21 protein-coding genes and 2 pseudogenes are annotated in these 19,146 nt (G+C 68.1%); 12 read left to right on the plus strand and 11 right to left on the minus strand.

The window, feature by feature from the left end:
• Nucleotides 1–308: 308 nt before the first annotated feature.
• Entirely contained in the window at nt 309–995 is a 687-nt protein-coding gene (locus tag AB0I94_RS33630; RefSeq protein WP_363313518.1) for a GNAT family N-acetyltransferase, read from the minus strand.
• A gap of 349 nt (nt 996–1,344) precedes the next feature.
• Between AB0I94_RS33630 and AB0I94_RS33635 the strand changes: the two genes are divergently transcribed.
• Nucleotides 1,345–2,583 carry an aromatic acid exporter family protein gene (locus AB0I94_RS33635; protein WP_363313519.1) on the plus strand — a complete coding sequence of 413 codons (1,239 nt, stop codon included), beginning with the start codon at nt 1,345–1,347 and terminating at the stop codon, nt 2,581–2,583.
• 272 nt (nt 2,584–2,855) lie between these two features.
• Nucleotides 2,856–3,029, plus strand: a complete 174-nt coding sequence (locus AB0I94_RS33640; protein ID WP_363313520.1) for a hypothetical protein — start codon at nt 2,856–2,858, stop codon at nt 3,027–3,029.
• 335 nt (nt 3,030–3,364) lie between these two features.
• On the opposite strand, the gene AB0I94_RS33645 is transcribed toward AB0I94_RS33640, so the two are convergent.
• Entirely contained in the window at nt 3,365–3,601 is a 237-nt protein-coding gene (locus AB0I94_RS33645) for a chaplin (RefSeq protein WP_363313521.1), read from the minus strand.
• 870 nt (nt 3,602–4,471) lie between these two features.
• On the opposite strand from AB0I94_RS33645, the gene AB0I94_RS33650 reads away from it, so the two are divergent.
• From AB0I94_RS33650 to AB0I94_RS33675, 6 genes and pseudogenes are all read left to right on the plus strand, one after another.
• Nucleotides 4,472–4,666, plus strand: a complete 195-nt coding sequence (locus AB0I94_RS33650; protein WP_363313522.1) for a hypothetical protein — start codon at nt 4,472–4,474, stop codon at nt 4,664–4,666.
• Nucleotides 4,667–4,942: 276 nt separating this feature from the next.
• Nucleotides 4,943–5,155: pseudogene (locus tag AB0I94_RS33655) on the plus strand (TetR/AcrR family transcriptional regulator); the annotation flags it as partial.
• Between the two features lie 316 nt (nt 5,156–5,471).
• Nucleotides 5,472–6,671, plus strand: a complete 1,200-nt coding sequence (locus AB0I94_RS33660) for a hypothetical protein (protein WP_363313523.1) — start codon at nt 5,472–5,474, stop codon at nt 6,669–6,671.
• Nucleotides 6,672–6,678: 7 nt separating this feature from the next.
• Nucleotides 6,679–7,272, plus strand: coding sequence for a hemerythrin domain-containing protein (locus tag AB0I94_RS33665; RefSeq protein ID WP_363313524.1), 594 nt, complete (start codon nt 6,679–6,681; stop codon nt 7,270–7,272).
• A gap of 76 nt (nt 7,273–7,348) precedes the next feature.
• The gene (locus tag AB0I94_RS33670) at nt 7,349–7,597 is read left to right on the plus strand and encodes a hypothetical protein (protein ID WP_363313525.1); all 249 of its coding nucleotides are present in this window, start codon (nt 7,349–7,351) and stop codon (nt 7,595–7,597) included.
• A 182-nt stretch (nt 7,598–7,779) separates the two neighbouring features.
• Nucleotides 7,780–8,304, plus strand: coding sequence for a hypothetical protein (locus AB0I94_RS33675; protein ID WP_363313526.1), 525 nt, complete (start codon nt 7,780–7,782; stop codon nt 8,302–8,304).
• A gap of 56 nt (nt 8,305–8,360) precedes the next feature.
• On the opposite strand, the gene AB0I94_RS33680 is transcribed toward AB0I94_RS33675, so the two are convergent.
• Both AB0I94_RS33680 and ctaD read right to left on the minus strand, forming a co-directional pair.
• Nucleotides 8,361–8,741 carry a hypothetical protein gene (locus AB0I94_RS33680; RefSeq protein ID WP_363313527.1) on the minus strand — a complete coding sequence of 127 codons (381 nt, stop codon included), beginning with the start codon at nt 8,739–8,741 and terminating at the stop codon, nt 8,361–8,363.
• Complete coding sequence (ctaD, locus tag AB0I94_RS33685; RefSeq protein ID WP_363313528.1) at nt 8,738–10,450, minus strand: cytochrome c oxidase subunit I; 1,713 nt, start codon at nt 10,448–10,450, stop codon at nt 8,738–8,740. Before ctaD ends, AB0I94_RS33680 begins: the two co-directional genes overlap by 4 nt.
• A gap of 747 nt (nt 10,451–11,197) precedes the next feature.
• Between ctaD and AB0I94_RS33690 the strand changes: the two genes are divergently transcribed.
• Nucleotides 11,198–11,950, plus strand: coding sequence for a zinc-binding dehydrogenase (locus tag AB0I94_RS33690; RefSeq protein ID WP_363313529.1), 753 nt, complete (start codon nt 11,198–11,200; stop codon nt 11,948–11,950).
• A gap of 301 nt (nt 11,951–12,251) precedes the next feature.
• On the opposite strand, the gene AB0I94_RS33695 is transcribed toward AB0I94_RS33690, so the two are convergent.
• Nucleotides 12,252–12,443 (minus strand): hypothetical protein, encoded by a 192-nt coding sequence (locus AB0I94_RS33695; protein ID WP_363313530.1) that lies wholly within the window; start codon nt 12,441–12,443, stop codon nt 12,252–12,254.
• A 131-nt stretch (nt 12,444–12,574) separates the two neighbouring features.
• Between AB0I94_RS33695 and AB0I94_RS33700 the strand changes: the two are divergent.
• Nucleotides 12,575–12,706: pseudogene (locus AB0I94_RS33700) on the plus strand (DUF6328 family protein); the annotation flags it as partial.
• An 11-nt stretch (nt 12,707–12,717) separates the two neighbouring features.
• Here the strand turns inward: AB0I94_RS33700 and AB0I94_RS33705 are convergent.
• From AB0I94_RS33705 to AB0I94_RS33725, 5 genes are all read right to left on the minus strand, one after another.
• Nucleotides 12,718–12,909 carry a DUF2795 domain-containing protein gene (locus AB0I94_RS33705; RefSeq protein WP_363313531.1) on the minus strand — a complete coding sequence of 64 codons (192 nt, stop codon included), beginning with the start codon at nt 12,907–12,909 and terminating at the stop codon, nt 12,718–12,720.
• Between the two features lie 335 nt (nt 12,910–13,244).
• Nucleotides 13,245–13,934 carry a DUF3618 domain-containing protein gene (locus tag AB0I94_RS33710; RefSeq protein ID WP_363313532.1) on the minus strand — a complete coding sequence of 230 codons (690 nt, stop codon included), beginning with the start codon at nt 13,932–13,934 and terminating at the stop codon, nt 13,245–13,247.
• Nucleotides 13,910–14,377, minus strand: a complete 468-nt coding sequence (locus tag AB0I94_RS33715) for a phage holin family protein (RefSeq protein ID WP_363313533.1) — start codon at nt 14,375–14,377, stop codon at nt 13,910–13,912. The genes AB0I94_RS33710 and AB0I94_RS33715 overlap by 25 nt, the downstream gene beginning before the upstream one ends.
• A 3-nt stretch (nt 14,378–14,380) precedes the next feature.
• Nucleotides 14,381–15,160 (minus strand): hypothetical protein, encoded by a 780-nt coding sequence (locus AB0I94_RS33720; RefSeq protein ID WP_363313534.1) that lies wholly within the window; start codon nt 15,158–15,160, stop codon nt 14,381–14,383.
• Nucleotides 15,161–15,772: 612 nt separating this feature from the next.
• Complete coding sequence (locus tag AB0I94_RS33725; protein ID WP_363313535.1) at nt 15,773–16,198, minus strand: RidA family protein; 426 nt, start codon at nt 16,196–16,198, stop codon at nt 15,773–15,775.
• A gap of 143 nt (nt 16,199–16,341) precedes the next feature.
• Here AB0I94_RS33725 and AB0I94_RS33730 point away from each other — a divergent pair, with 143 nt between their 5' ends.
• Nucleotides 16,342–16,938 (plus strand): TetR/AcrR family transcriptional regulator, encoded by a 597-nt coding sequence (locus AB0I94_RS33730; protein WP_363313536.1) that lies wholly within the window; start codon nt 16,342–16,344, stop codon nt 16,936–16,938.
• 416 nt (nt 16,939–17,354) lie between these two features.
• Here AB0I94_RS33730 and AB0I94_RS33735 read toward each other — a convergent pair whose 3' ends face one another.
• The gene (locus AB0I94_RS33735; RefSeq protein WP_363313537.1) at nt 17,355–17,675 is read right to left on the minus strand and encodes an L-rhamnose mutarotase; all 321 of its coding nucleotides are present in this window, start codon (nt 17,673–17,675) and stop codon (nt 17,355–17,357) included.
• A gap of 199 nt (nt 17,676–17,874) precedes the next feature.
• Between AB0I94_RS33735 and AB0I94_RS33740 the strand changes: the two genes are divergently transcribed.
• On the plus strand, nt 17,875–18,888 hold the full coding sequence (locus AB0I94_RS33740; RefSeq protein ID WP_363313538.1) for a bile acid:sodium symporter family protein: 1,014 nt from the start codon (nt 17,875–17,877) through the stop codon (nt 18,886–18,888).
• The last annotated feature ends 258 nt before the right edge of the window (nt 18,889–19,146 follow it).

A 19,146-nucleotide genomic window follows, 5' to 3' on the forward strand; every position in this document is an offset into this window, starting at 1 on the left:
AGTGTCAGCACCTTCGGAGCAGGAGCAGGCAGGCGGGTGCCGCGACACAAGCGGCACAGGAGTGGCATCCCCGTCCCATTGGCCACGCGGACACCCGGCCCCGATCGCGTAGCCCCGTTCGATGTGCCTCAGCTCACCCACGGACGCCGGGCCGACCGGGAACATCCGTGTAGGGCTCACCGTTCTACTGCATGTGACCGTGGGGGGACAGTGTCCCCGGGCCTCACCTATAGCTCATGGGGAAGATCGTTCGGCTGAAGCCCCATGAAGCCACTCGCCGAGAGGCGACCGCCCTCCACTGTCACGCTCTACCGCCCCGGCTGGTCTCCCCCGTCCAGCCGGGGCTTTTCTGCATCCGACGGCTCGTACCAGAGGTTCGCCATCGGGGAGCGCATGGTCCAGCCCAGCGACGAGTAAAGGGCCCGGCCTTCGGGTGTGCCGACCAGCAGGCCAGCCTTGGCACCGGCCTCGTACGCGGAGCTCTGCAGCGTACGCATCACCAGGCCGCCGAGGCCCTTGCGTCGGTGCCCGGCGGCGGTCTCGACCTGGTCGACCACGGCATGAGCGTCCACTCGGGCGATCTGCCCACGGGCGGCGAAGTGCCCGGCATGCGTGCGGACCAGCACTCGGCTGACGCCACCCCGGGTCCAACTGGTGAGCGCGTAACCGGTCGGCACCTCAGGGCGCTCCGGCACCAGGTCGCAGGTCATCAGGAAACCAGGAATGTCACACCGCCAGCCCGGCCCGACCCAGGGCAGGACCGCCTGATCCTCGGCGAACAGCTTCAGCCATGTCCCGGGCGCGCTCGTCGCGGCGACGATCTTGCGCACATCGGTCTCGGAAGGCTCCGGCAGCACGTGCCTGGCGACGTGCTTGGGCTGCCCGACGTCGATCGTCCACCCCCATGGCTCGTCCACCGGGTCCGAGCTGCCGCGGGAGACGACCCAACCGTCTATCCACATCCGTACGAGCTCACTGATCGTGGTGTCCGGCATCGCCGTCCGCCCCCCTGATTAGTAATAGGTGTTAGTGCATAGTGAACCTTACTCAACAGGTGCGAGATTTGACCATAGGAGCAGGTCACTTCGTCTAGGAGCAGGTCACTTCGCCAAGGTCACGAGCGATAGCCATTGGGTAGCCCCTGGGGTTGATGGAGCAGTCCTCGGGACTCCGCGGATCGCTGTCACCGCATACTGATCGCGATGTGGCGGTGGGCCAACTGAAGCGCCAAGAGCGCCTGGGGCAGCGTCCGCGACGCCAACTGACGGCCGGTGCGGAACGGCGTCTGGGCGGTTCCTGGGGCTGAAGCGTGGTGAAGGGCTCATGATCGGGCACCTGAATGGGATGCCGGACGTATCAACACCCGTGATCAAACTGGTGCGGCGGACCACCGAACCCGTCGCGGCGCAGACGCTGCGTTCCACGGCCGCCGCCGTCATCTCCTTCGTCGTCGCCTTGATGGTCCTGCCCCCGCAACCCGCTCCCCTGACGGCCCCGCTGACCGCGCTCCTGGTCGTTCAGGTCACCCTGTACGCGACCCTCACCACCGGTATCCGGCGCGTGAACTCCGTCATCGTCGGCGTCCTCATCGCCATCGGCTTCACAGCCCTGGTCGGGCTGACCTGGTGGAGTCTGGGGCTGACGATCTTCTCATCGCTGATCATCGGCCGTTTCGTGCGGGTGAACGAGTTCGTGCCCGAGGTCGCGATCAGCGCCATGCTGGTTCTCGGCGTCTCCCAGGCCACGTCGGCGGCCTGGCACCGGGTCCTGGAGACGCTGATCGGCGCCGGGGTGGGCCTGCTGTTCAACCTGCTGTTCGCGCCCCCGGTGTGGACGCAGCCGGCGGGGGCATCCATCGACGGCCTGGCGCGCGGGATGGGCCGCGTGTTCCGCACCATGGGCGCGGAGATCGCCGAGGGCCACCTCCCCTTCCCGCACGCGGCCGCCCGGCTGCACGAGGCGCGGCGCCTTGACCACGACATCGTTGAGGTCGACGCCTCGCTGCGGCAGGCGGAGGACAGCCTGCGGATGAACCCGCGCGTACGGGAGGGGCTGCTGTCCCGGGTGGTGCTACGGACGGGTCTTGACACCCTGGAAATCTGCGCGGTGGTGCTGCGGGTGCTGACCCGGAGCCTGACCGACCTGGCGAAGTTCCGTGCGGAGGAGTCGCTGTTCCCGCCGGACGTCTCGGCCGGCCTCCAGGAGTTGTTCGAGCAACTGGCCGAGGCCATCGAGAGCTTCGCCCGGCTGATCACCACCCAGGTGGCCGCCAACGCGGAGCAGGCCGAGGAACGGCTGACCGCCGCCCTGGCCACGAGCCGGCTCACCCGCGACCGGGTCGCCGAGATGCTGCTGGAGGACGTGCAGGAGCACCCCAGGCAGTGGCAGCTGCACGGCGCGCTGCTCGCCGAGATCGACCGGATCCTCGACGAGCTGGACCTCGACAAGCGCACCGAGCGCCTCATGCAGGAACTGGACCGCCGCTCGGCGGAAGTCAGCGAGCGCCACCCGCGGCTCGCGGCGCTGCGCCGCCGGCTGCGCGGCGAGAGCGGCACGGAGCGGCGGCCGACAGTGGAGGCCTGAGGCCCCACGGGCATGGAACACGTACGGTTGTCCGCCGACCGAGGAAAGACGAGGCCCACGAACCGGCTTACGGACCCGCATGCGCGGTCAGTAAGCGAACCTGTCTACGCCTGGATGCGCCCATGAACTGACCGGGCACTTCACCGACCTCGAACAGACCGCGACGCAGTACGACTGGCCGACGTGGCCGACGTGGGCCGCTGCACACCGTCCCCCAGGCCGATGACACCCGCTACCTCGGCGCCAGCGCCCCTTGCCTCACCTCCACGGCCGTGCCCACCACCGGAGCTCTGCGCTTCCTCCTCGACGCCGTCCTCAGTCAGCTCGACCACCGTCTGGCCGCCGCCGGTGAGCTGATCGCCGACATCACCGTCGAAGTGCGGCTGCCGAGGCCGCCGCGCATCACGCAGCTCTTGCCGCCGAGGCACGCATGCGGCCCTCACTGACCGGCGCACGGCCCCAGGCGCTGGCCGACGGCTACGCCGGCCTGCTGGACACCGGGCTTATGCCAGCATGCCCGACGGCTGCATCCCAGCCCCCGACCTCGCCCCCTCGCCTACGAGAGCACCGGCCCGGCCCTTGCCGAACTGGCCGCCTCCCACCTCGCACGCCAGACCGCGCCAGCACCTGACAGGAAGTCACCAAATCGGCGAAATAGCGAGAGGTCACCGTGCAGCGGGCTCGTTCCACCAACATCAAAACCGACACAGGAGCGGTTGCATAAGTCAGCCCCCACCGAGTGGGTGGGGACTGTTTGCTTTGCGCTAGGCGGTTGAGCCCGTCAGTGGGTCTTGCACTTGTTCCCGGTGGCAGGGTTGAGGGCACCGATGACGTCGACCGTATTGCCGCAGAGGTTGAGGTTGAGGTCAATGGGGACCTGGACGGCGTTGCCGCTGAGGATGCCGGGAGAGTTGGCTACCTTGGCGCCCGCGTCGGCATCGGCGAGGGCCGTACCGGCACCGCCGAGGACAGTGACCACAGCGAGGGCGGCAGCGGCGAGGGTGCTGTGCTTGCGCATGAGTTTCCTCCAGATGAGAGCGAGTGCTCGACTGAAGGTTTGCCGCGATCATGTGACAAAATAACCTTGATCATCCATACGAGGGACCGCGGTCAGCTGCGATCATCCGCGGGAATCCGTACCGCGCCGTGCGCACCACCGACTGACGCGCACCGACTTCGGCTCGTCAGGGTGATGTGATCCTTCGTGTAAGTCCTGACGTGGCTGGAGTGTTGGCTGTACTCCGTGGTGTGTGCCGCCCTTCTCGAGCTGGGCCCGGCCGCGCACGGCCGGGTGGAGGACCAGGTGTGGACCGCGGCCGGGTGGTCACTCTGATCGGCAGGACGTTCCGCATCCCTACAGCTCTCGGGTGCTACGAGGTTGATGCACCGGCTCGGCTTTTCCCCAGGTGCCTGCCCCACGGGTAGCCGAAGTGGAAGGAGGCGACCTGGGCGGCGGCAGAAGGACCGGGGCGGCCTGCGGGAGCTACATGTGCTTCGAGGATGAGGCAGGCTTCACCCCTTCTCCGCCCCAAGGGCGCAGCTGGCGCCGACGCGGTGTGACGCCGGTTGTGGCGATCAGCGGGCGTCGTTCGGGACGCCTGTTGGTGGCCTGGCTGATCGCCATGCGGCCCGGTTCGCGCACCCGGCTGTGCCATCGGCTTGTCGCCCACCCGGCGGGCAAGTGGCGAACGCCGGAGTATGGGCGTGCGGGACTTCATCGCGCTGATTGCCGGCGCCCACCAGCTCGTCCGTGCGCCGACCGTGTTGGTCTGGCACCGGCCGAACATCCATCTCTCCCGCCGAATGCGGGGGTTGACCGGCCAGCAGGGGTGGCTGACGGTGTTCCTGCTGCCCGCCTATTTCGCCCGACACCTACCTCGTCGAATGGGTGTGGGCGCATGTCAAGCGCAGCCTCGCCAACCTGACCGTGGTCGCCCTCGGCCGTCTCGAGACGCTCGTCCGCAACCGGCTCACACGCCTCCAGTACCGCCCCAGCACCCTCAACGGCTTCATCGCCGTAACCGGTCTCACCCTCGACGACCCGACCCCACCCGACCCCACCGCGGCGAGCCGAAGCCGGTAGAGCCTCGTCACGGTGCGTGTCGAGTTGGCCGGGCTGAACACGGGGAGGTCCTTTTTGCTCGGTGGGTCCGTACTGAGTTCAGCCTGCCCGGCCATGATCCACCGGACCATCCGGGCAGCGGCAGTCCGGATGGTGTAGCCCACCCCCTTGGACCAGGGGGTGGGCGGGAGGGCAGGGTGGTGTCGGGTCGTCGAGGGGAGTCCGGTTCCGGTGATGAAGCCGTCGAGGGCGCTGGGGCAGTGCTGGAGGCGTTCGAGCCGGTTACGGTCGAGCATCCGCCGCTTCGGCTCCCGGGCGGGGATCTTCCACGCGCTCCTCGACGAGGACGAGCACGCCGTGCAGGCCCAGGTCATGAGCGGTCCGCCGCCGCTCGGCCCCGGCGCCGACCCCGTCGACCGGCTCATCGCGTACGGCCGCGCCCGGAGCGCCTACCTGGCCGACCGTCTGGCGAACGTGCGCGCCTCGCTCGACCGCAACGGGACCGTCCCCGCGAGTGCACCCACCACCCTGCCCAGGAGGCACCTCCGTAACGCGCTCACCGGGGCTGACTGCCGTTTCTCGCGGAGTTGAAGCGGTAGGCGCTATCGGATCATGACTCATGACTTGGGTGCAGGTTCGATTCAGCCATGTCATAGCCGCCGAATCAGCAACTCGGCTGACCCAGTAGGAGGAACTGCAAGGGCCTGGTGCGTCACCGGTGGCCGGAACCTGTCGGTCGCGGCCAGACTCAGGAACGGGTCTGTGCTCCTCGTCGGTGGCGGGGTACCTGATTGGCCCACACTCCCCTATTCCAGGAGGCATCCCGATGGCTTTCAATCCGCTCGAACAGCGGGGTATCCCGCTGGACCGTCAGCTGCGCAGCTGGCGCGAGCTGAACGTAGAGCCGATCGATCCGGACCACTGTGACCCGTACACCCGCTGCCGCATCATCGCCATGAACGGCATCGAGGTGGAAGCGATCATGTTCAGCCACCAGCTGGCTCGCAACACGGTCGACCCCGAGGTGAAGCAGCAGCTGGCTCGGACCCGCTACATCGAGGCTCAGCAGCAGAAGGTGGTCAACTGGCTGCTGCCAGGGGTGTCGTCGGTGCTGGAGACGACCATCGCCTACGAGCAGGTCGCCGTCGACCTGACGGCGTGGGTGGCGCGGATGGAACCGGATCCGTACCTGAAGCAGGCCTACCAGTTCGGCGTCCTGGAGGACTTCGATCACCTGTACCGGTACGCGAACCTGTACGAGATGATCGAGCACCGCAAGGCGGAGTCGATCGTCGACGGCCTGACCGAGGTCATGCCCGGCCGGCCCACCCGGCTTCACCACCGTGACCCCGTCGACAACGTCCGCGCCCCTTACGCCAAGGACGAGACGAACCCGCTGTCCAAGCTGCACGCCCTGACGATCATGTCGGCCGAGCAGCAGACGATGAACTTCTACATGAACACCGGCCCCACCTACATGGAGCCGATCGCCCGCCAGCTCTACCAGGAGATCGGGCTCATCGAGGAAGAGCACGTCACCCACTACGAGTCGCTCGTCGACCCGGGCGAGACGTGGTGGGAACAGCTCGTCAACCACGAGTACAACGAGTGCTACCTCTACTACTCCTTCATGGAGCAGGAGAGTGACCCCAAGGTCAAGGCGATCTGGGAGCTGCACCTGAACATGGAGCTCGAGCACCTGCACATCGCCTGCGACCTGATGCGCAAGCACGACGGCCGCGACCCGGCCTCCGTCCTCGCCCCCGAGCTGCCCAACGTCCTCACCTTCGAGCCGAACAAGGGCTACCTGCGCGAACTTCTGGACACGCAGATGGACCTGACCACGCTGGGCACGGGATACGTGCGTGAGGCGCACGAGCGGTTCGAGAAGATGCAGGAGCAGATCCACGGCGGCGAGGCACCGCCCAGCGACCGGGTGATGGCCGAACACGGTCAGATGTTCGGCCGCGAGTACCGCGTGCAGAGCGAGGGTGAGCACCCCGACCCTTCCCAGCGTGAGAGGTGAGGCGGACATGTCCACTCTCGACACCCCCCAGGCCGGTGACGACCGAGCCAAGGACACAGATGTTGTTTCCCTGCTGATGCGACAGCACGGAGACATCCGCAACCTCTTCGACGAGGTCGAGGCCACCAAAGGCGAGGAGCGCCGCGACGCCTTCCGCCATCTGGTGCGCTTGCTGGCCGTGCACGAGACCGCGGAGGAAGAGGTCGTGCACCCCTTCTCCCGGCGCGCGTTGCCGGGCGGTGAGCAGGTCGTGAAGGACCGGCTCGCCGAGGAGCATGCGGCCAAGGAGACTCTGGCGGCCTTGGACGAGATGGACACCGACGATCCGAAGTTCATGCCGCAGCTGCTGAAGCTGCGCAAGGACGTCCAGGAGCACGCACGCGCGGAAGAACGCTACGAGTTCTCCCACATCCGCCGCAGTACCGACGCCACCAACCTGGCCTCCATGGCCAAGGCCGTGAAGGCCGCGGAGGCCATGGCCCCGACCCGGCCGCATCCGGGCGTGGAGTCCGGCGCGGCCAACATGGCCCTCGGGCCGGTGGCCGCACTGATGGACCGCACCAAGGACGCGGTCCGCAAGGCCATGAACAAGGACGGCTGACCGCACCGCCATGGCGGCCCGGCACCGTGACGGGCCGGGCCGCCAGTTCGACTGTGGAAGTGGAAGGAGACCCTTCGTGATCGACGAAGCCCTTGTCCGCGAGTTGCTGTACACCGCGGACGACGACGCAGTTCTGGTGCTGGTGGAAGGGCAAGCGCGGGTGGTCAGCCACACCGTACGCGGCAGCACGGAAGCGGACGGTGCAGCAGTACTCATCTCGCGTACGGAGCTGGTGGAGCAGCTGGGGACCGACGCGCCGAATGCGGAGAGCGTGGCCCGAGCCGCGGCAACGCTGCGTGACGCAGCGGACAAACTCGGTGCCTGACACCAGGTTCTTCGGCATCCCGGGCCGAAGTACGGCTTTGTCGACGTGTGGTGGCTGCACCAGGCATGGGCGGTTCTGCGCCGTCGCGGCGCAGTCGTCCGTAGCACCACGCCACCCCCAGCAACACCCGCGCACATGGCGGGCCGGATCGAAGGACAGGTGGAGGCGTGCCGAATCGCCCCATGATGAAACGAACGCTTCAGCAGGGCCTCGTCGCCGGTGCCGTCGGAGGGATCGTGATGACGCTGGGCGAGAAGATCGAGCAGATGGTCACCCGGCGCCCGGATTCCCACGTGCCGGCCCGTACCCTGCTGCGCCTGACTGGTTTGCCGGAACGCCCTGGCAAGCAGCCGCTGCCGGCGAACTGGGTCATGCACTTCGGTCAGGCAGCGCTTCTGGGGGTCGTACGCGCGGCCATGGCCCAGGCGGGGCTGCGCGGACCGCTGGCCTCGGCCCAGTTCGCGGTACTGCGGCTGACCAACGACCAGATTCTTGAGAACGCCACCGGAGTCGGCGCCCCGCCCTCTACCTGGCCCCGCAAGGAACTGGTGGTGGATCTCCTGCACAAAACCGTCTACGCCTTCGCCACCGGGGCCGTTGCCGACTCCCTTGCGGCCCGCCAGGGACCAGGTCCCGGACAGCGGCACGCGGCACTGCGCCCAGGTCGCCACTCCGACATCGGGCCGCTTCCCCCGGGGCGCCGGTAAGGGGCCCCACCTGGGCAACGACACAGATTGCGGCCCAACTCGGCGGCGATCACGAGCTACCGGGCCGGGGGCAGAACGTCGACCACGATGCAGATGCCTGTGACGCAGCCCCAAATACCGGCCGCAACAGCGGCATAGCGTTTGAGCAGGCGGCGGCGGAGGTCGTGGTAGCGGCTTTCGTACTCACCGCGCAGCTCCTGCGCTCGCTCGGCCGTTGTCGTGAGTATCTGCCGTGTCAGGGCGATGCGATGGTTCACGTAGTGGCGTGTGAGGTCCTCGGCCTGGGCTGTGGTCAGCCACGGCAGCCTGGCGCACAGCGCCTGCGCTTCGCGACGCGCCTCTTCGCGGTGGCAGTGGGCGATGAGGAAGCCCTCCGCTTCGGCGGCGATCGCCGCGGCATCCTCGACGCGCGGGCGGCGGCTCGGGCTCTGTGTCATGACCGGTCGCCCTCGTGCCCGCTGGCATCGATGACATCGCGTTGGCCGGTGTTCTCCTTCTGATCGCGCTGGACCACGTCCGGGTGGTGCAGGTCGAAGGCAGGCGATTCGGAGCGGATCTTGGGGAGGGTGACGAAGTTGTGGCGGGGCGGCGGGCAGGAGGTGGCCCACTCGAGGGAGCGGCCGAATCCCCATGGGTCGTCGACGTCGACTCGCTCGCCTTTCTGGGCGGTCTTCCACACGTTGTAGAGGAACGGCAGGGTGGAGAGACCCAGCAGGAAGGCACCGATGGAGGACACCGTGTTGAGGGCGGTGAAGCCGTCGGCAGCGAGGTAATCGGCGTAGCGGCGGGGCATGCCTTCGGCGCCGAGCCAGTGCTGGACGAGGAAGGTGGTGTGGAAGCCGACGAAGAGCGTCCAGAAGTGGATGTTCTCCAGTCGTGTGTCGAGCATGGTGCCGGTCATCTTCGGCCACCAGAAACTGAATCCGCCGAACATGGCGAAGACGATCGTGCCGAAGAGGACGTAGTGGAAGTGGGCGATCACGAAGTAGCTGTCGGTGACGTGGAAGTCCATCGGGGGTGAGGCGAGGATGACTCCGGTCAGACCGCCGAAGAGGAACGTGACGAGGAAGCCGATCGCCCACAGCATCGGCGGTTCGAACGACAGGGACCCCGTCCACATGGTGCCGATCCAGTTGAAGAACTTCACCCCTGTGGGCACCGCGATGAGGAAGCTCATGAAGGAGAAGAAGGGGAGCAGTACGGCGCCGGTGGCGAACATGTGATGGGCCCACACGGTCACGGACAGGCCGGTGATCGCGATGGTGGCACCGATCAGCCCTGTGTAACCGAAGATCGGCTTGCGGGAGAACACCGGGATGATCTCGCTGATCACGCCGAAGAACGGCAGGGCCAGGATGTACACCTCGGGGTGGCCGAAGAACCAGAACAGGTGCTGCCACAGGAGGGTCCCGCCGTTCTCGGGATTGAAAACCTGGGCGCCGAAGCGCCGGTCGGCTTCCAGGGCCAGCAGCGCCGCCGCCAGGATGGGAAAGGCGAGCAGGACCAGGACCGAGGTGAGCAGTACGTTCCAGGTGAAGATCGGCATCCGGAACATGGTCATGCCTGGCGCACGCATGCAGATGATGGTGGTCATGAAGTTGACCGCGCCGAGGATGGTCCCGAACCCGGACAGGGCCAGGCCCATGATCCACAGGTCTCCGCCGATGTAACCGGTACGGATGGGGCCGCTCAGGGGGGTGTAGGCAGTCCAGCCGAAGTCCGCGGCGCCCTGGGGAGTGAGGAAGCTGCCGAGCACGATGAGCCCGCCGAAGAGGAACAGCCAGTAGGAGAGCATGTTCAGGCGGGGAAAGGCGACATCGGGGGAACCGATCTGCAGCGGCATGATCGCGTTGGCGAACCCGGCGAACGTGGGCGTGGCGAAGAGCAGCAGCATGATCGTGCCGTGCATGGTGAACGACTGGTTGTACTGCTCGGTGGACAGCAGCTGCATGCCCGGGCGGGCCAGCTCCGCCCGGATCGCCATGGCCAGCGCCCCACCGATCAAGAAGAACGCGAACGAGGTGATCAGGTACAGATGACCGATCTTCTTGTGATCCGTCGTGGTCAACCAGGAGACGATCACCTGCCCTCGACTGCGACGCCCCTCTACCGGCACGAGCGTGGCCGTCTCTGCCTCAGCAGTCATTACTTTCCCCACTTGGTCCCGAATGTCCTCTTTCCGCCCTCAAGTTCCCGAACAACGCGCCTGAACCGCACGCGACGCGCCGACAAGAACCGCGGCAATCGCTGAATCACCAGCTGAGCGAGAGCCCCACCAGTGACTTTGGGTCACTGGTGAGCTTCGGACACTGAGACGCCTCCGGAGCAGGAAGGCCACCGTCATGACTGCAGGCGCACACACCGCGTCCCACGAATCCGGCGCGGAGTTGCTGGGCATTTTCCAGATCTCCATCCTGCACAACGAGGATGTGACCGCCGATGACTTCCGGGAAAACACCGTGGGCGGCTGCCGCGGGGCTCACCGCCGCGGCTGTCGTCGTCATGCGACGCGCGAAGGCGCGTCCGGCAGAGCCGGTCGCCGGGGACCGCTGGCTGGCGGTGATGATCAACCGTGCACCGGGCGACATCCAGCCCGACAAGCTGCCGTCACCGCTGCAGGTGTACGGCGACCGGATCGAGACGCGGATCCGCCCGGCACCCGGTGACCGGGGCACGGAATTGGCGGTACGGCTCAGAGAAGCGCAGCCGGATGCCTCGCGCTCCGTGCCCGCACGACTCGTCGGCGCTGATCCGCGCCAGGATCTGCGCAGTGCCCTGCGTGAGGCGAAGGCGCTGTTGGAGGCGGGCGCGGTTCTGGAACCTGACACGCCGCCCACCACGCACGAGAGCCCCGGCGGGAAGCTCGTCGGGTTGCGGCAGCCACGCCGAGTACGTGCGCGTGCCCTTCGCGGACTACGGCGCCTTCCCCGTCCCCGAGGGCGTCGACGACACGAGCGCCCTGTTCGTGTCCGACTCGGTGCCGACGGGGTGGATGGGGGCCGATCTGGCGGGCGTGAAACCGGGTGACGTGGTAGCCGTGTGGGGTTGCGGCGCCGTCGGCCAGATGGCGGCGCGCGCCGCGATTCTGCTGGGTGCGGAGCGGGTGATCTCCATCGACCGGATCCCGGAGCGGCTGGGGATGACCGAGCGGCACATCGGCAGCGAGGTCATCGACTACACGGCCACCGACGTCGGGGCGGAACTACGCGAACGCACCGGCGGCCGGGGCCCGGACGTGTGCATCGAAGCGGTCGGTATGGAAGCGCACAGCGACAACACTCTGGTGCACGCCTACGACCAAGTGAAGCAGCAGCTGCGGCTGCAGACGGATCGTCCTACCGCCGTCCGGCAGGCCATCCACGCCTGCCGCAAGGCCGGCACGGTCTTCATCCTCGGGGTTTTCGCCGGAGCCGTGGACAAGTTCCCCCTGGGCGCGGTGATCAACAAGGGCCTGACGGTACGCGGCGCCCAGATGCACGGCCAGCGCTACATCCCCATGCTCTTGGGACGCATGGCGGCCGGGGAGCTGAGCACCTCCCACCTGGCGACCCACACCGTGTCTCTCGAAGAGGCGCCGCGGGCGTACGACATGTTCAAACAGAAGACCGACGGCTGCGTCCGCGCGGACATCCGACCGGGCGGCTGAACAGGGTGGGCAGACGCTTCCCGTTTCTCACGACCACGATCGCGCTCGACCTGGAGCAGGGGCGTCACGGCAGCCGCAAACCCCGGGCTGCCGTGACGCCCCGCCTGTCGCACGGTTTCGGCCCATGGGCCATGGCCCCGGCCGACGTGCGCTTGGCGGACGCTTGATGGCTCGGTCCGCCACAGCGGGCGCTGATGTCAGGTCTCGTCCCGCGTATCGTCCGGGCTGAGTCCGGCCTCCTCCATCGCCTCGCTCATGGTGCGCCCGGTGGCACCTTCTGCTTGCTACGTGCGGCGCGGACTCAGGCCGGGTGGTCGGGGCGCTGCTCCGGAGGTGTGCCGCCGCCCTTTCCTCCGCCCTTGTCTCCGCGGTCCGTACCGTGGGCACGGCCACCGCCCTCGGTGGGCTCTGCCGCCTTTCGGGCCTGGCTGTCCTGCGGGGTGCCGGCTCCCTTGTCGCTGCGCCGCAACTCGGGCTGTTGAGGGTTCGACATCGGTACTGCTCCTTCCTTCGGACGTCCGCCGAAACGCTTGCCTATCAGGCGGGTAGCCGTTGCAGGTGCGTACGAAACGTGCACGCCGTGCCCCAGTGCATACATGTGACGACAGTGCGATGCCGTAAGCCGTCACTGCCGTCCTGGGCGCGGTGGGCACCGGGGCGCTGAACGCCCCGGTGTCGATCCACCGCTTCCTTCCCGGCCAGCGTATGAAGGGCGAAGTGACGGAACCGGCCTGCCGGTTGATGATGTGCGGCATGGGACCACGCTATTAGTTGCCGAACACCGTTTTCTGGACCTCGTCCGGGCCGTCGAACTGGTCCGCCGAAGCGCTGCGGAGCTTCGTGACGAGAGTGTCGTCCGCGCCGTTGCCCTCGGCCAGCGCGACCAGGTCGTCCCGGCTGGAGGGGTATTCGGCGCCCTTGAGCGCCTTCTGCAGGTCGATCGGGCTGATGTCCGCCATGGTGGTCTCCTTGCTGGCTTGGTGGTTCGAACAATCGGATGGTTCAGATGGCTCGGGCGCGCCGCCGTGCCTCGCTCCGCCTGGCGGTGGCATTCAGGAGTGTCTGCCGGTCTCAAGCTATCGCTCGTCGCGGCGCGGGCCATGTTGGTTGGGCCGCGCGCGTGACGGCCCGAGACCGCGGGAGTGAAGCGCCTCAAGCGTGTCGTCGGGCCCGCAGAGGGGCGACGAAGGCAAGGAGGATGGCGGCGACGCCGATCGACTGGCGGAGAACAGCGACTGGCCCACCCCGAACCGAGGGGTGGGCCAGTTCTCGTTTAGGGACTACCAACTGCCCGTCAGGTATTCGGCTGTCCACGACCAGGCTGCTCGCGTACCTCATGCATGGTTTCCTGGCCCATCTCGCGCAGCCCCTGCGCGGTGTCCTGTCCCGCGCTCTGGGCCTGCTCCTTCGTGGTCTGGGCCGCTTCCTGTGCCGTGGACTTGACGGCGTCTACTGCTTCGGCGGCCGGCTGGCGTAGCTCTTCCTTGATGTCCTGTGCGCCCTGGACCGCTTGTTGCTTCACCGGTTCGAGCAGTTCATCGGAGTGTTCGCGCAGCTGCTGGCCGGCTCGCTCCTCCGCCTTGGTGGTCGGCAGGAGCGCGGCCGCCAGCATGCCGGCGCCGAAGGCGATGAGACCGGCCGCGAGCGGGCTGCCCTGCGTCTGCTGTTTGACCTGTGAGGGCGCCTGCTGGACGGCGTCACCGACCTGTCCGGTCGTCTCCTTGGCGGCGTCAGCCAGACTTCCTGCCGCCTGACCGGCGGAGTCCGCGAAACCGTGCGCGGTGTCCGCGACATTCCCGGCTGTGTCACCGGCTGTGCCCATCACACGCTCCTTGATGCCGGTCAGCCGACCCCGGGCCGCGCCGACTCTGCGCTGGGCCACCCTCCTGGGGGCGACCTTGTCCGCCAAGAGGTCGGCGTTACGGGCCAGATGGGCACGCCGGTACTCCACGTCGGTCCTCAACTCGTCGGGTGTCGTGCCCATTCGGCGTCCTCCTTCAGGGTTTCCACGGTCTGTTCGGGCTTGAGGTTCACGGTGCGCAGGCGTTTGCGGCCGGTGGTGTACAGCACCGCTGCGACCACCGCCCACACGGCCGTGACGATCAGCGCCGCCCAGGCAACGTCCATGACATTGGCGAGCGCGAAGATCACGGTCAGGCTGCCCAGGAGCAGGACGAGGTGACCGGCGTAACCTGCCCCGCCCAGCATGCCGACGGCCTTGCCGGCCTTCGTCGATTCCTGCTTGATCTCGGCTTTCGCCAGTTCGATCTCATCGCGGACCAACTGCGACAGATCGGTGCTGATCTCGCTGAGGAGGTCACCGATGGACGGATCGCCCGACTTCGCGGGACGCGGGGCCGTCGGGTGCTGGGCGTCTGTCAGATGCTGGGCGTCCGTGCTGCCGGGGCCCGGAAACTGTGTGGCCACCGCTCAGCTCCCCTGGCTCGGCCCCTGCGGACCCGCCGGGTAGCGCGGCGGGGTCGCGGGCGCGGACGGCGGAGACTGGGCTGCGGGCCCTGTAGGCGCGGGAGGCTGTCCGTAGCCGGGGACAGACGGCGGTGGGAAGTGACCAGAGGGTTCTGGGGGGCTCTGATATCCCGCCTGGGGGGCGCCGGTACTTGTCACCGGAGGCCGAGCGGAGCCGGCCGGGCTTGGAGGAACTTGGCGCTGCTCGCCCCCGTCGCCCGAACCCGGCGTAGCGGACGAGCCCGCGGCGCTGATGCCCTTACCGGCCCGCGCCACGGCGAAGCCCGCCAGAGCCGCCCCCGCCAGGAACACGCCCGGGCGGCGCCGCGCGAAGTCCTGCAGGTCACTGATGAGGCCATCGGGCCCGCGCTGCTCCAGACGGGAAGCCACCTGGTGGCCGCCGTCGGCCATCTGCCGCACCACACTTGAGGCGCTCGAATCGGGCTTGCCGCTCTCGCTCATGTCCCGCAGCTCATCCGCCAGCCGCCGCACGTTCTCCGCCAGCCGCTCCGTCTGGGACTGAGCCTGGCCCTGGAGCTGATCGCGCAGCTCCCCCACCAGGTCACGCGCCTGGGCAGTGGTCTCGCGAGCCACTCCTGCCGCTTGTTCCTTGGCGGTGCCGGCCACCTCGGCGGCCTGCTCGTTCACCAGCCCGGCGCCTTCGCCGGCCTTCTCCTGAGCTGTCTGTGCCATCGCCGCCGGCCTGCTCTGGTCCGGACGGCTCTTGCCATGGAAGTCGCTCAAAGCTCCTCCTGGTCATCGAAGCGATCGGTTGTCCGGCACCCGTCCGTAGCCCTGTCCCAAGCACGTACCGCTCTTCTTTGCGGCAGAACACTCGGTGCCGTGACCGGGCCGCCCACAGTCGTAGCTGATACGTCGTGCCAGTACGCCGCAACCTGCGCCGGTGCGCCGGGACGTCGTACGCCGCAGGTCACTCCTGAGGCCTCGTCTGTAGTCCCACTTCCCACGCTGCCCCAAGCAGGCCGCCTCCGCATGTCGGACCAGCGAGACCAACAACGGCAGCACGATGCCCACCAGGGACGCAGGCAGGCCCAGGACGGTATGACGGAAATGACGCCGGGGCACGCGCTTTCCGGAGCCGGGCTGCTGATCACGGAGGGCGTGTACGTCAGTGCGCGCGCTGCCGGTAGTACGCCGCCGCGTGCGGGCTCGGCGCACCCCGTCACGTCGTCGATCCGTCCCCTGTCATCGGGGCGATCGCCACCGGTTCGCCAACTCCGGCCGCCCGACCCGGTACGGCTCCGTACGGCTCCGTACGGCTCCAGCAACTCCCCTATTTTCGCGCCCTCTTGCACCGTTTCCGCATCCCGCGTCCGTCCCGTCGCGACCCCGCGCTTACGCGGCGCTCCGGTCCAGCGCGATGACCTCCACCTCGATCTGCCAGTCGGGCTGGGCCAGCGAGACGACCTCGATGAGGGTGTCGGCGGGGTAGGGCTCGGCCAGGAACTCGCCGCGCAGCGTGATCACGTGCGGGAGGTTCGTCGCCATGTCCCGTACGAAGATGCCGACCTTGATCACGTCCGCGAAGGTCAGACCGGCCGCCTCCAGCACCCGTCGGACGTTTCTGAACGCCTGCCGCCCCTGCGTCAGGAACCCGCCCTCGACGGTCGTCCCGTCCTCCTCGATGCCCACCTGCCCGGACACGTACACGAAGCCCCCGGCCCGGACGGCCTGCGAAATTAGGTACGGCGCGTACCAGTCCGGCGTGGTCGCGATCTTCTCGATGCGTCCCACAGTGTCCGCGCTCTCGTTGCTGGACATGCTTCTCCCCTGTCTCGGCGGCGTCCGGCATCGGACCCCGCACGCTGCGACACGAAACGTTCCGTAACGCCACGGAAGCTAGGCCATTCCGAGCACCTTGTCAAAACGAAACGTAACGTCACGCGGGCGATAGGGTGAGGCTCATGACCCCCGATCCGAAGAGTGAACGGCGCAGCGAGCGCGCCCGCCGGGCGATCCTTGACGCGGCGTTCGACCTGGTGAGCCGCAAGGGCTTCGCAAAGGTGACCATCGAGGCCATCGCCGCCCAGGCAGGCGTCGGCAAGCCCACGATCTACCGTTGGTGGCGCTCCAAGGGCGCGGTGGTGCTGGAGGCCATGAACGAGGAGCTCGGCGACGACTTCGCCTTCCCTGACACCGGCGACATCGCCGCCGACCTGACGACCCAGATCACCGCGGTGAGCCAACGACTGATCACCGGCAGGATCAGCGAGGCCTTCAAGGGCGTGATGGGCGAGGCCCAGAACGACCCCGCGCTGATGAAGGCGTTCCGCGAAACGATCCTCGAGCCCAGCATCGTGGAGTGCCGGGCCCGTCTGGATTCCGCCGTCGCCGCCGGGCAGCTCCGCTCCGACGTGCCGACCGACGTGATGGTCGACCTCTTCTACGCGCCGATCCACTACCGGCACTTCCTGGGCTTCGGCGACGACGCAGTCAGGCGCAGCGCCGATCTCGTACAGGAGGTCCTGCTCGGCCTGCGGCCCCGGCCCGACGCGACATGAACGACCGGTGCACGCCGAGTCGTTAGGGGCTGAAGGATGCCGCCCCCGATGCGCCGCCCCGTCGTTGAACGCCTTACGGTGCCCGCTCCTCCTTCCGGCCCCCGCCGCTCACGCGAGTGGGCCACCGCCTAGAGCAACGGCTCGGCACCGGGCCACGGCACGCGCGGGGTTGCTGGTCGCCGCGCCCGCCGCCCGGCTCGGTCTGCGCACCACCGGCTTCGGGAGCAGCAACACGTGCCGATGCCGGTGCTCTCTCCGCCGCCGCCGTTCCCGTTTCCTTCTGGCCATGAACCGGCCAGGCAGGAATGGGTTGTTCGCATGGTGCGTCGTGGTTCTGCCCGGGCAGCCGGGTCTATGAGGGCACCTCGTATCCGCTGCTCGGGAAGAAGGCCGAGGTACTCGGCCTGTTCTGCCGCTCAAGCCAGGTGGAAAACCTCGGTCAGGGGCCGCATCGCCGCGTCGGGCGCCTGCCCGTCCAACTCCTCGAAGAAGTCGGCCATCTGGGTCTGCCAGCGGCTGTTCACGTCGGTGGCGTCCATGGCGGCGCGGGCCTTTTCGAAGTTGTCCGTCTCCAGGTAGCCGACAAGGAGGCCGTCCTCGCGCAGGAAGAGCGAGTAATTGCGCCAGCCGGTCGCGGTCAGTGCCTCGCGCATCTCCGCCCATACGTTCTCGTGGCGTGCTCGGTACTCGTCGACGCGGTCGGCCTTGACCTTGAGCAGAAAACAGACGCGTTGCATCCTTGACTCCCCTTACGGATAGTGCAGTTGTCGCCGCCGCTCGTGGGGTGGGCGGCTTCGATGATGACAGTGGTCGGGGGATGGTCGCTTTCAGGCTCGGGCTTGTTCCTGGGGGGAAGGCCGCCATGGCCCGGCTACCGCGTGGGAGCTGTTCAGTATGGTCGTGGACTTTTCAGGCAACCTCCCGGAGTCTGTTCCCGTGGACTCGCCGCTGACCACCTATCTGCTTCCTGCCGTCCTTGCCGTGATCATGTTCGGCCTCGGGCTCGGCCTGTCCGTAGCGGACTTCCGCAGGATCGCGGCGTATCCGCGGCCGGTGGCCGTCGCACTCGTCTGCCAACTGGTACTGCTGCCCGCCGCCTGCCTGGGTCTGGTGCTGGCCTTCGACCTGAGTCCCGCGCTGGCCGTGGGCATGATGCTGCTCGCGGCATCTCCCGGTGGCACGATGGCCAATATCTTCAGCCATCTCTTCGGCGGCGACGTCGCCCTCAACGTCACGCTGACCGCCATCAATTCGGTCATCGCCGTCTTCACGCTGCCGATCGTCGTGAATCTCTCCCTCGACCATTTCATGACCGGAACGGACGAGGCACTGGGGCTGCGCTTCGACAAGACACTGCAGGTCTTCCTCATTGTGCTGGTGCCGGTCGCGGCGGGGATGCTGGTCCGCCACCGCCGTCCGGACTTCGCGGAGCGCTCCACCCGGGTGGTCAAGGTGACGGCGGTGGCCGTGCTCATCGGCATCATCATCGCCGCGCTCGCCGCCGAGCGTAAGAACGTGCTCGGTTATCTCGCCGACGTCGGCCTCGTCGTCTTCCTCTTCGGCGCCATCTCCCTCACCGTCGGCTACGGTGCGACGCGGCTGGCCCGCGGCGACCACCGGCAATCCGTCGCCACCTGCTTCGAGATCGGCATGCACAACACCACGCTGGCGATGGCGATCGCCCTCAGCCCCTCGCTGCTGGACAACACCCGCATGGCCATCCCCTCGGCGGTGTACGCGGTGCTGATGTTCGCCATGGCCCTGGCCGCGGGCTCGCTGCTGCGCCGTATCGCCCCGGCCGAGAGTGCTGGCGCCAACGCCGCCGACGCGGGAGCGCCTCCTGCCTCCTCCCCTGCCGCCGCAAGCCCGACTCCGAGGACGCGGCTGGGTCACCGGTGGCTTCCCTGGTCAGCGCGGAGGCGACCCGCCCCCGGTCGGGAGAGGCTGTGACCGCGGCGGTCGGGAGAGGCTGTGACCGCGGCGGTCGCGTCCGGCGGGACACCCATCGGGCGCGGTTCGCCTACTGCCGCGACCGTCGTTATGAACTCCCGGAACTCCTCCGCGGGTTGAGGGTCACGGGAGAGGCCGGCCCTCTGCCCAGCGCCTGCTCACATCCGAACTCCCGTCAATGACCACGCGGTACGGCAGTTCCGCTCAGCCGCGGGTCGCGGGGGCGTGTTGCGGGTCACGCCGAGCGCCGCTCGCCCT

Origin of the sequence: Streptomyces sp. NPDC050147 (genome assembly GCF_040660195.1) — a bacterium.
Taxonomy (GTDB): Bacteria; Actinomycetota; Actinomycetes; order Streptomycetales; family Streptomycetaceae; genus Streptomyces.

Excerpts from the sequence above, each read along its gene's own strand:
- AB0I94_RS33630 (WP_363313518.1), bottom strand. The coding sequence starts at position 995 with ATGCCGGACACCACGATCAGTGAGCTCGTACGGATGTGGATAGACGGT.
- AB0I94_RS33635 (WP_363313519.1), top strand. The coding sequence starts at position 1,345 with ATGCCGGACGTATCAACACCCGTGATCAAACTGGTGCGGCGGACCACC.
- AB0I94_RS33645 (WP_363313521.1), bottom strand. The coding sequence starts at position 3,601 with ATGCGCAAGCACAGCACCCTCGCCGCTGCCGCCCTCGCTGTGGTCACT.
- AB0I94_RS33660 (WP_363313523.1), top strand. The coding sequence starts at position 5,472 with ATGGCTTTCAATCCGCTCGAACAGCGGGGTATCCCGCTGGACCGTCAG.
- AB0I94_RS33665 (WP_363313524.1), top strand. The coding sequence starts at position 6,679 with ATGTCCACTCTCGACACCCCCCAGGCCGGTGACGACCGAGCCAAGGAC.
- AB0I94_RS33675 (WP_363313526.1), top strand. The coding sequence starts at position 7,780 with ATGATGAAACGAACGCTTCAGCAGGGCCTCGTCGCCGGTGCCGTCGGA.
- AB0I94_RS33680 (WP_363313527.1), bottom strand. The coding sequence starts at position 8,741 with ATGACACAGAGCCCGAGCCGCCGCCCGCGCGTCGAGGATGCCGCGGCG.
- ctaD (WP_363313528.1), bottom strand. The coding sequence starts at position 10,450 with ATGACTGCTGAGGCAGAGACGGCCACGCTCGTGCCGGTAGAGGGGCGT.
- AB0I94_RS33695 (WP_363313530.1), bottom strand. The coding sequence starts at position 12,443 with ATGTCGAACCCTCAACAGCCCGAGTTGCGGCGCAGCGACAAGGGAGCC.
- AB0I94_RS33705 (WP_363313531.1), bottom strand. The coding sequence starts at position 12,909 with ATGGCGGACATCAGCCCGATCGACCTGCAGAAGGCGCTCAAGGGCGCC.
- AB0I94_RS33710 (WP_363313532.1), bottom strand. The coding sequence starts at position 13,934 with ATGGGCACGACACCCGACGAGTTGAGGACCGACGTGGAGTACCGGCGT.
- AB0I94_RS33725 (WP_363313535.1), bottom strand. The coding sequence starts at position 16,198 with ATGTCCAGCAACGAGAGCGCGGACACTGTGGGACGCATCGAGAAGATC.
- AB0I94_RS33730 (WP_363313536.1), top strand. The coding sequence starts at position 16,342 with ATGACCCCCGATCCGAAGAGTGAACGGCGCAGCGAGCGCGCCCGCCGG.
- AB0I94_RS33735 (WP_363313537.1), bottom strand. The coding sequence starts at position 17,675 with ATGCAACGCGTCTGTTTTCTGCTCAAGGTCAAGGCCGACCGCGTCGAC.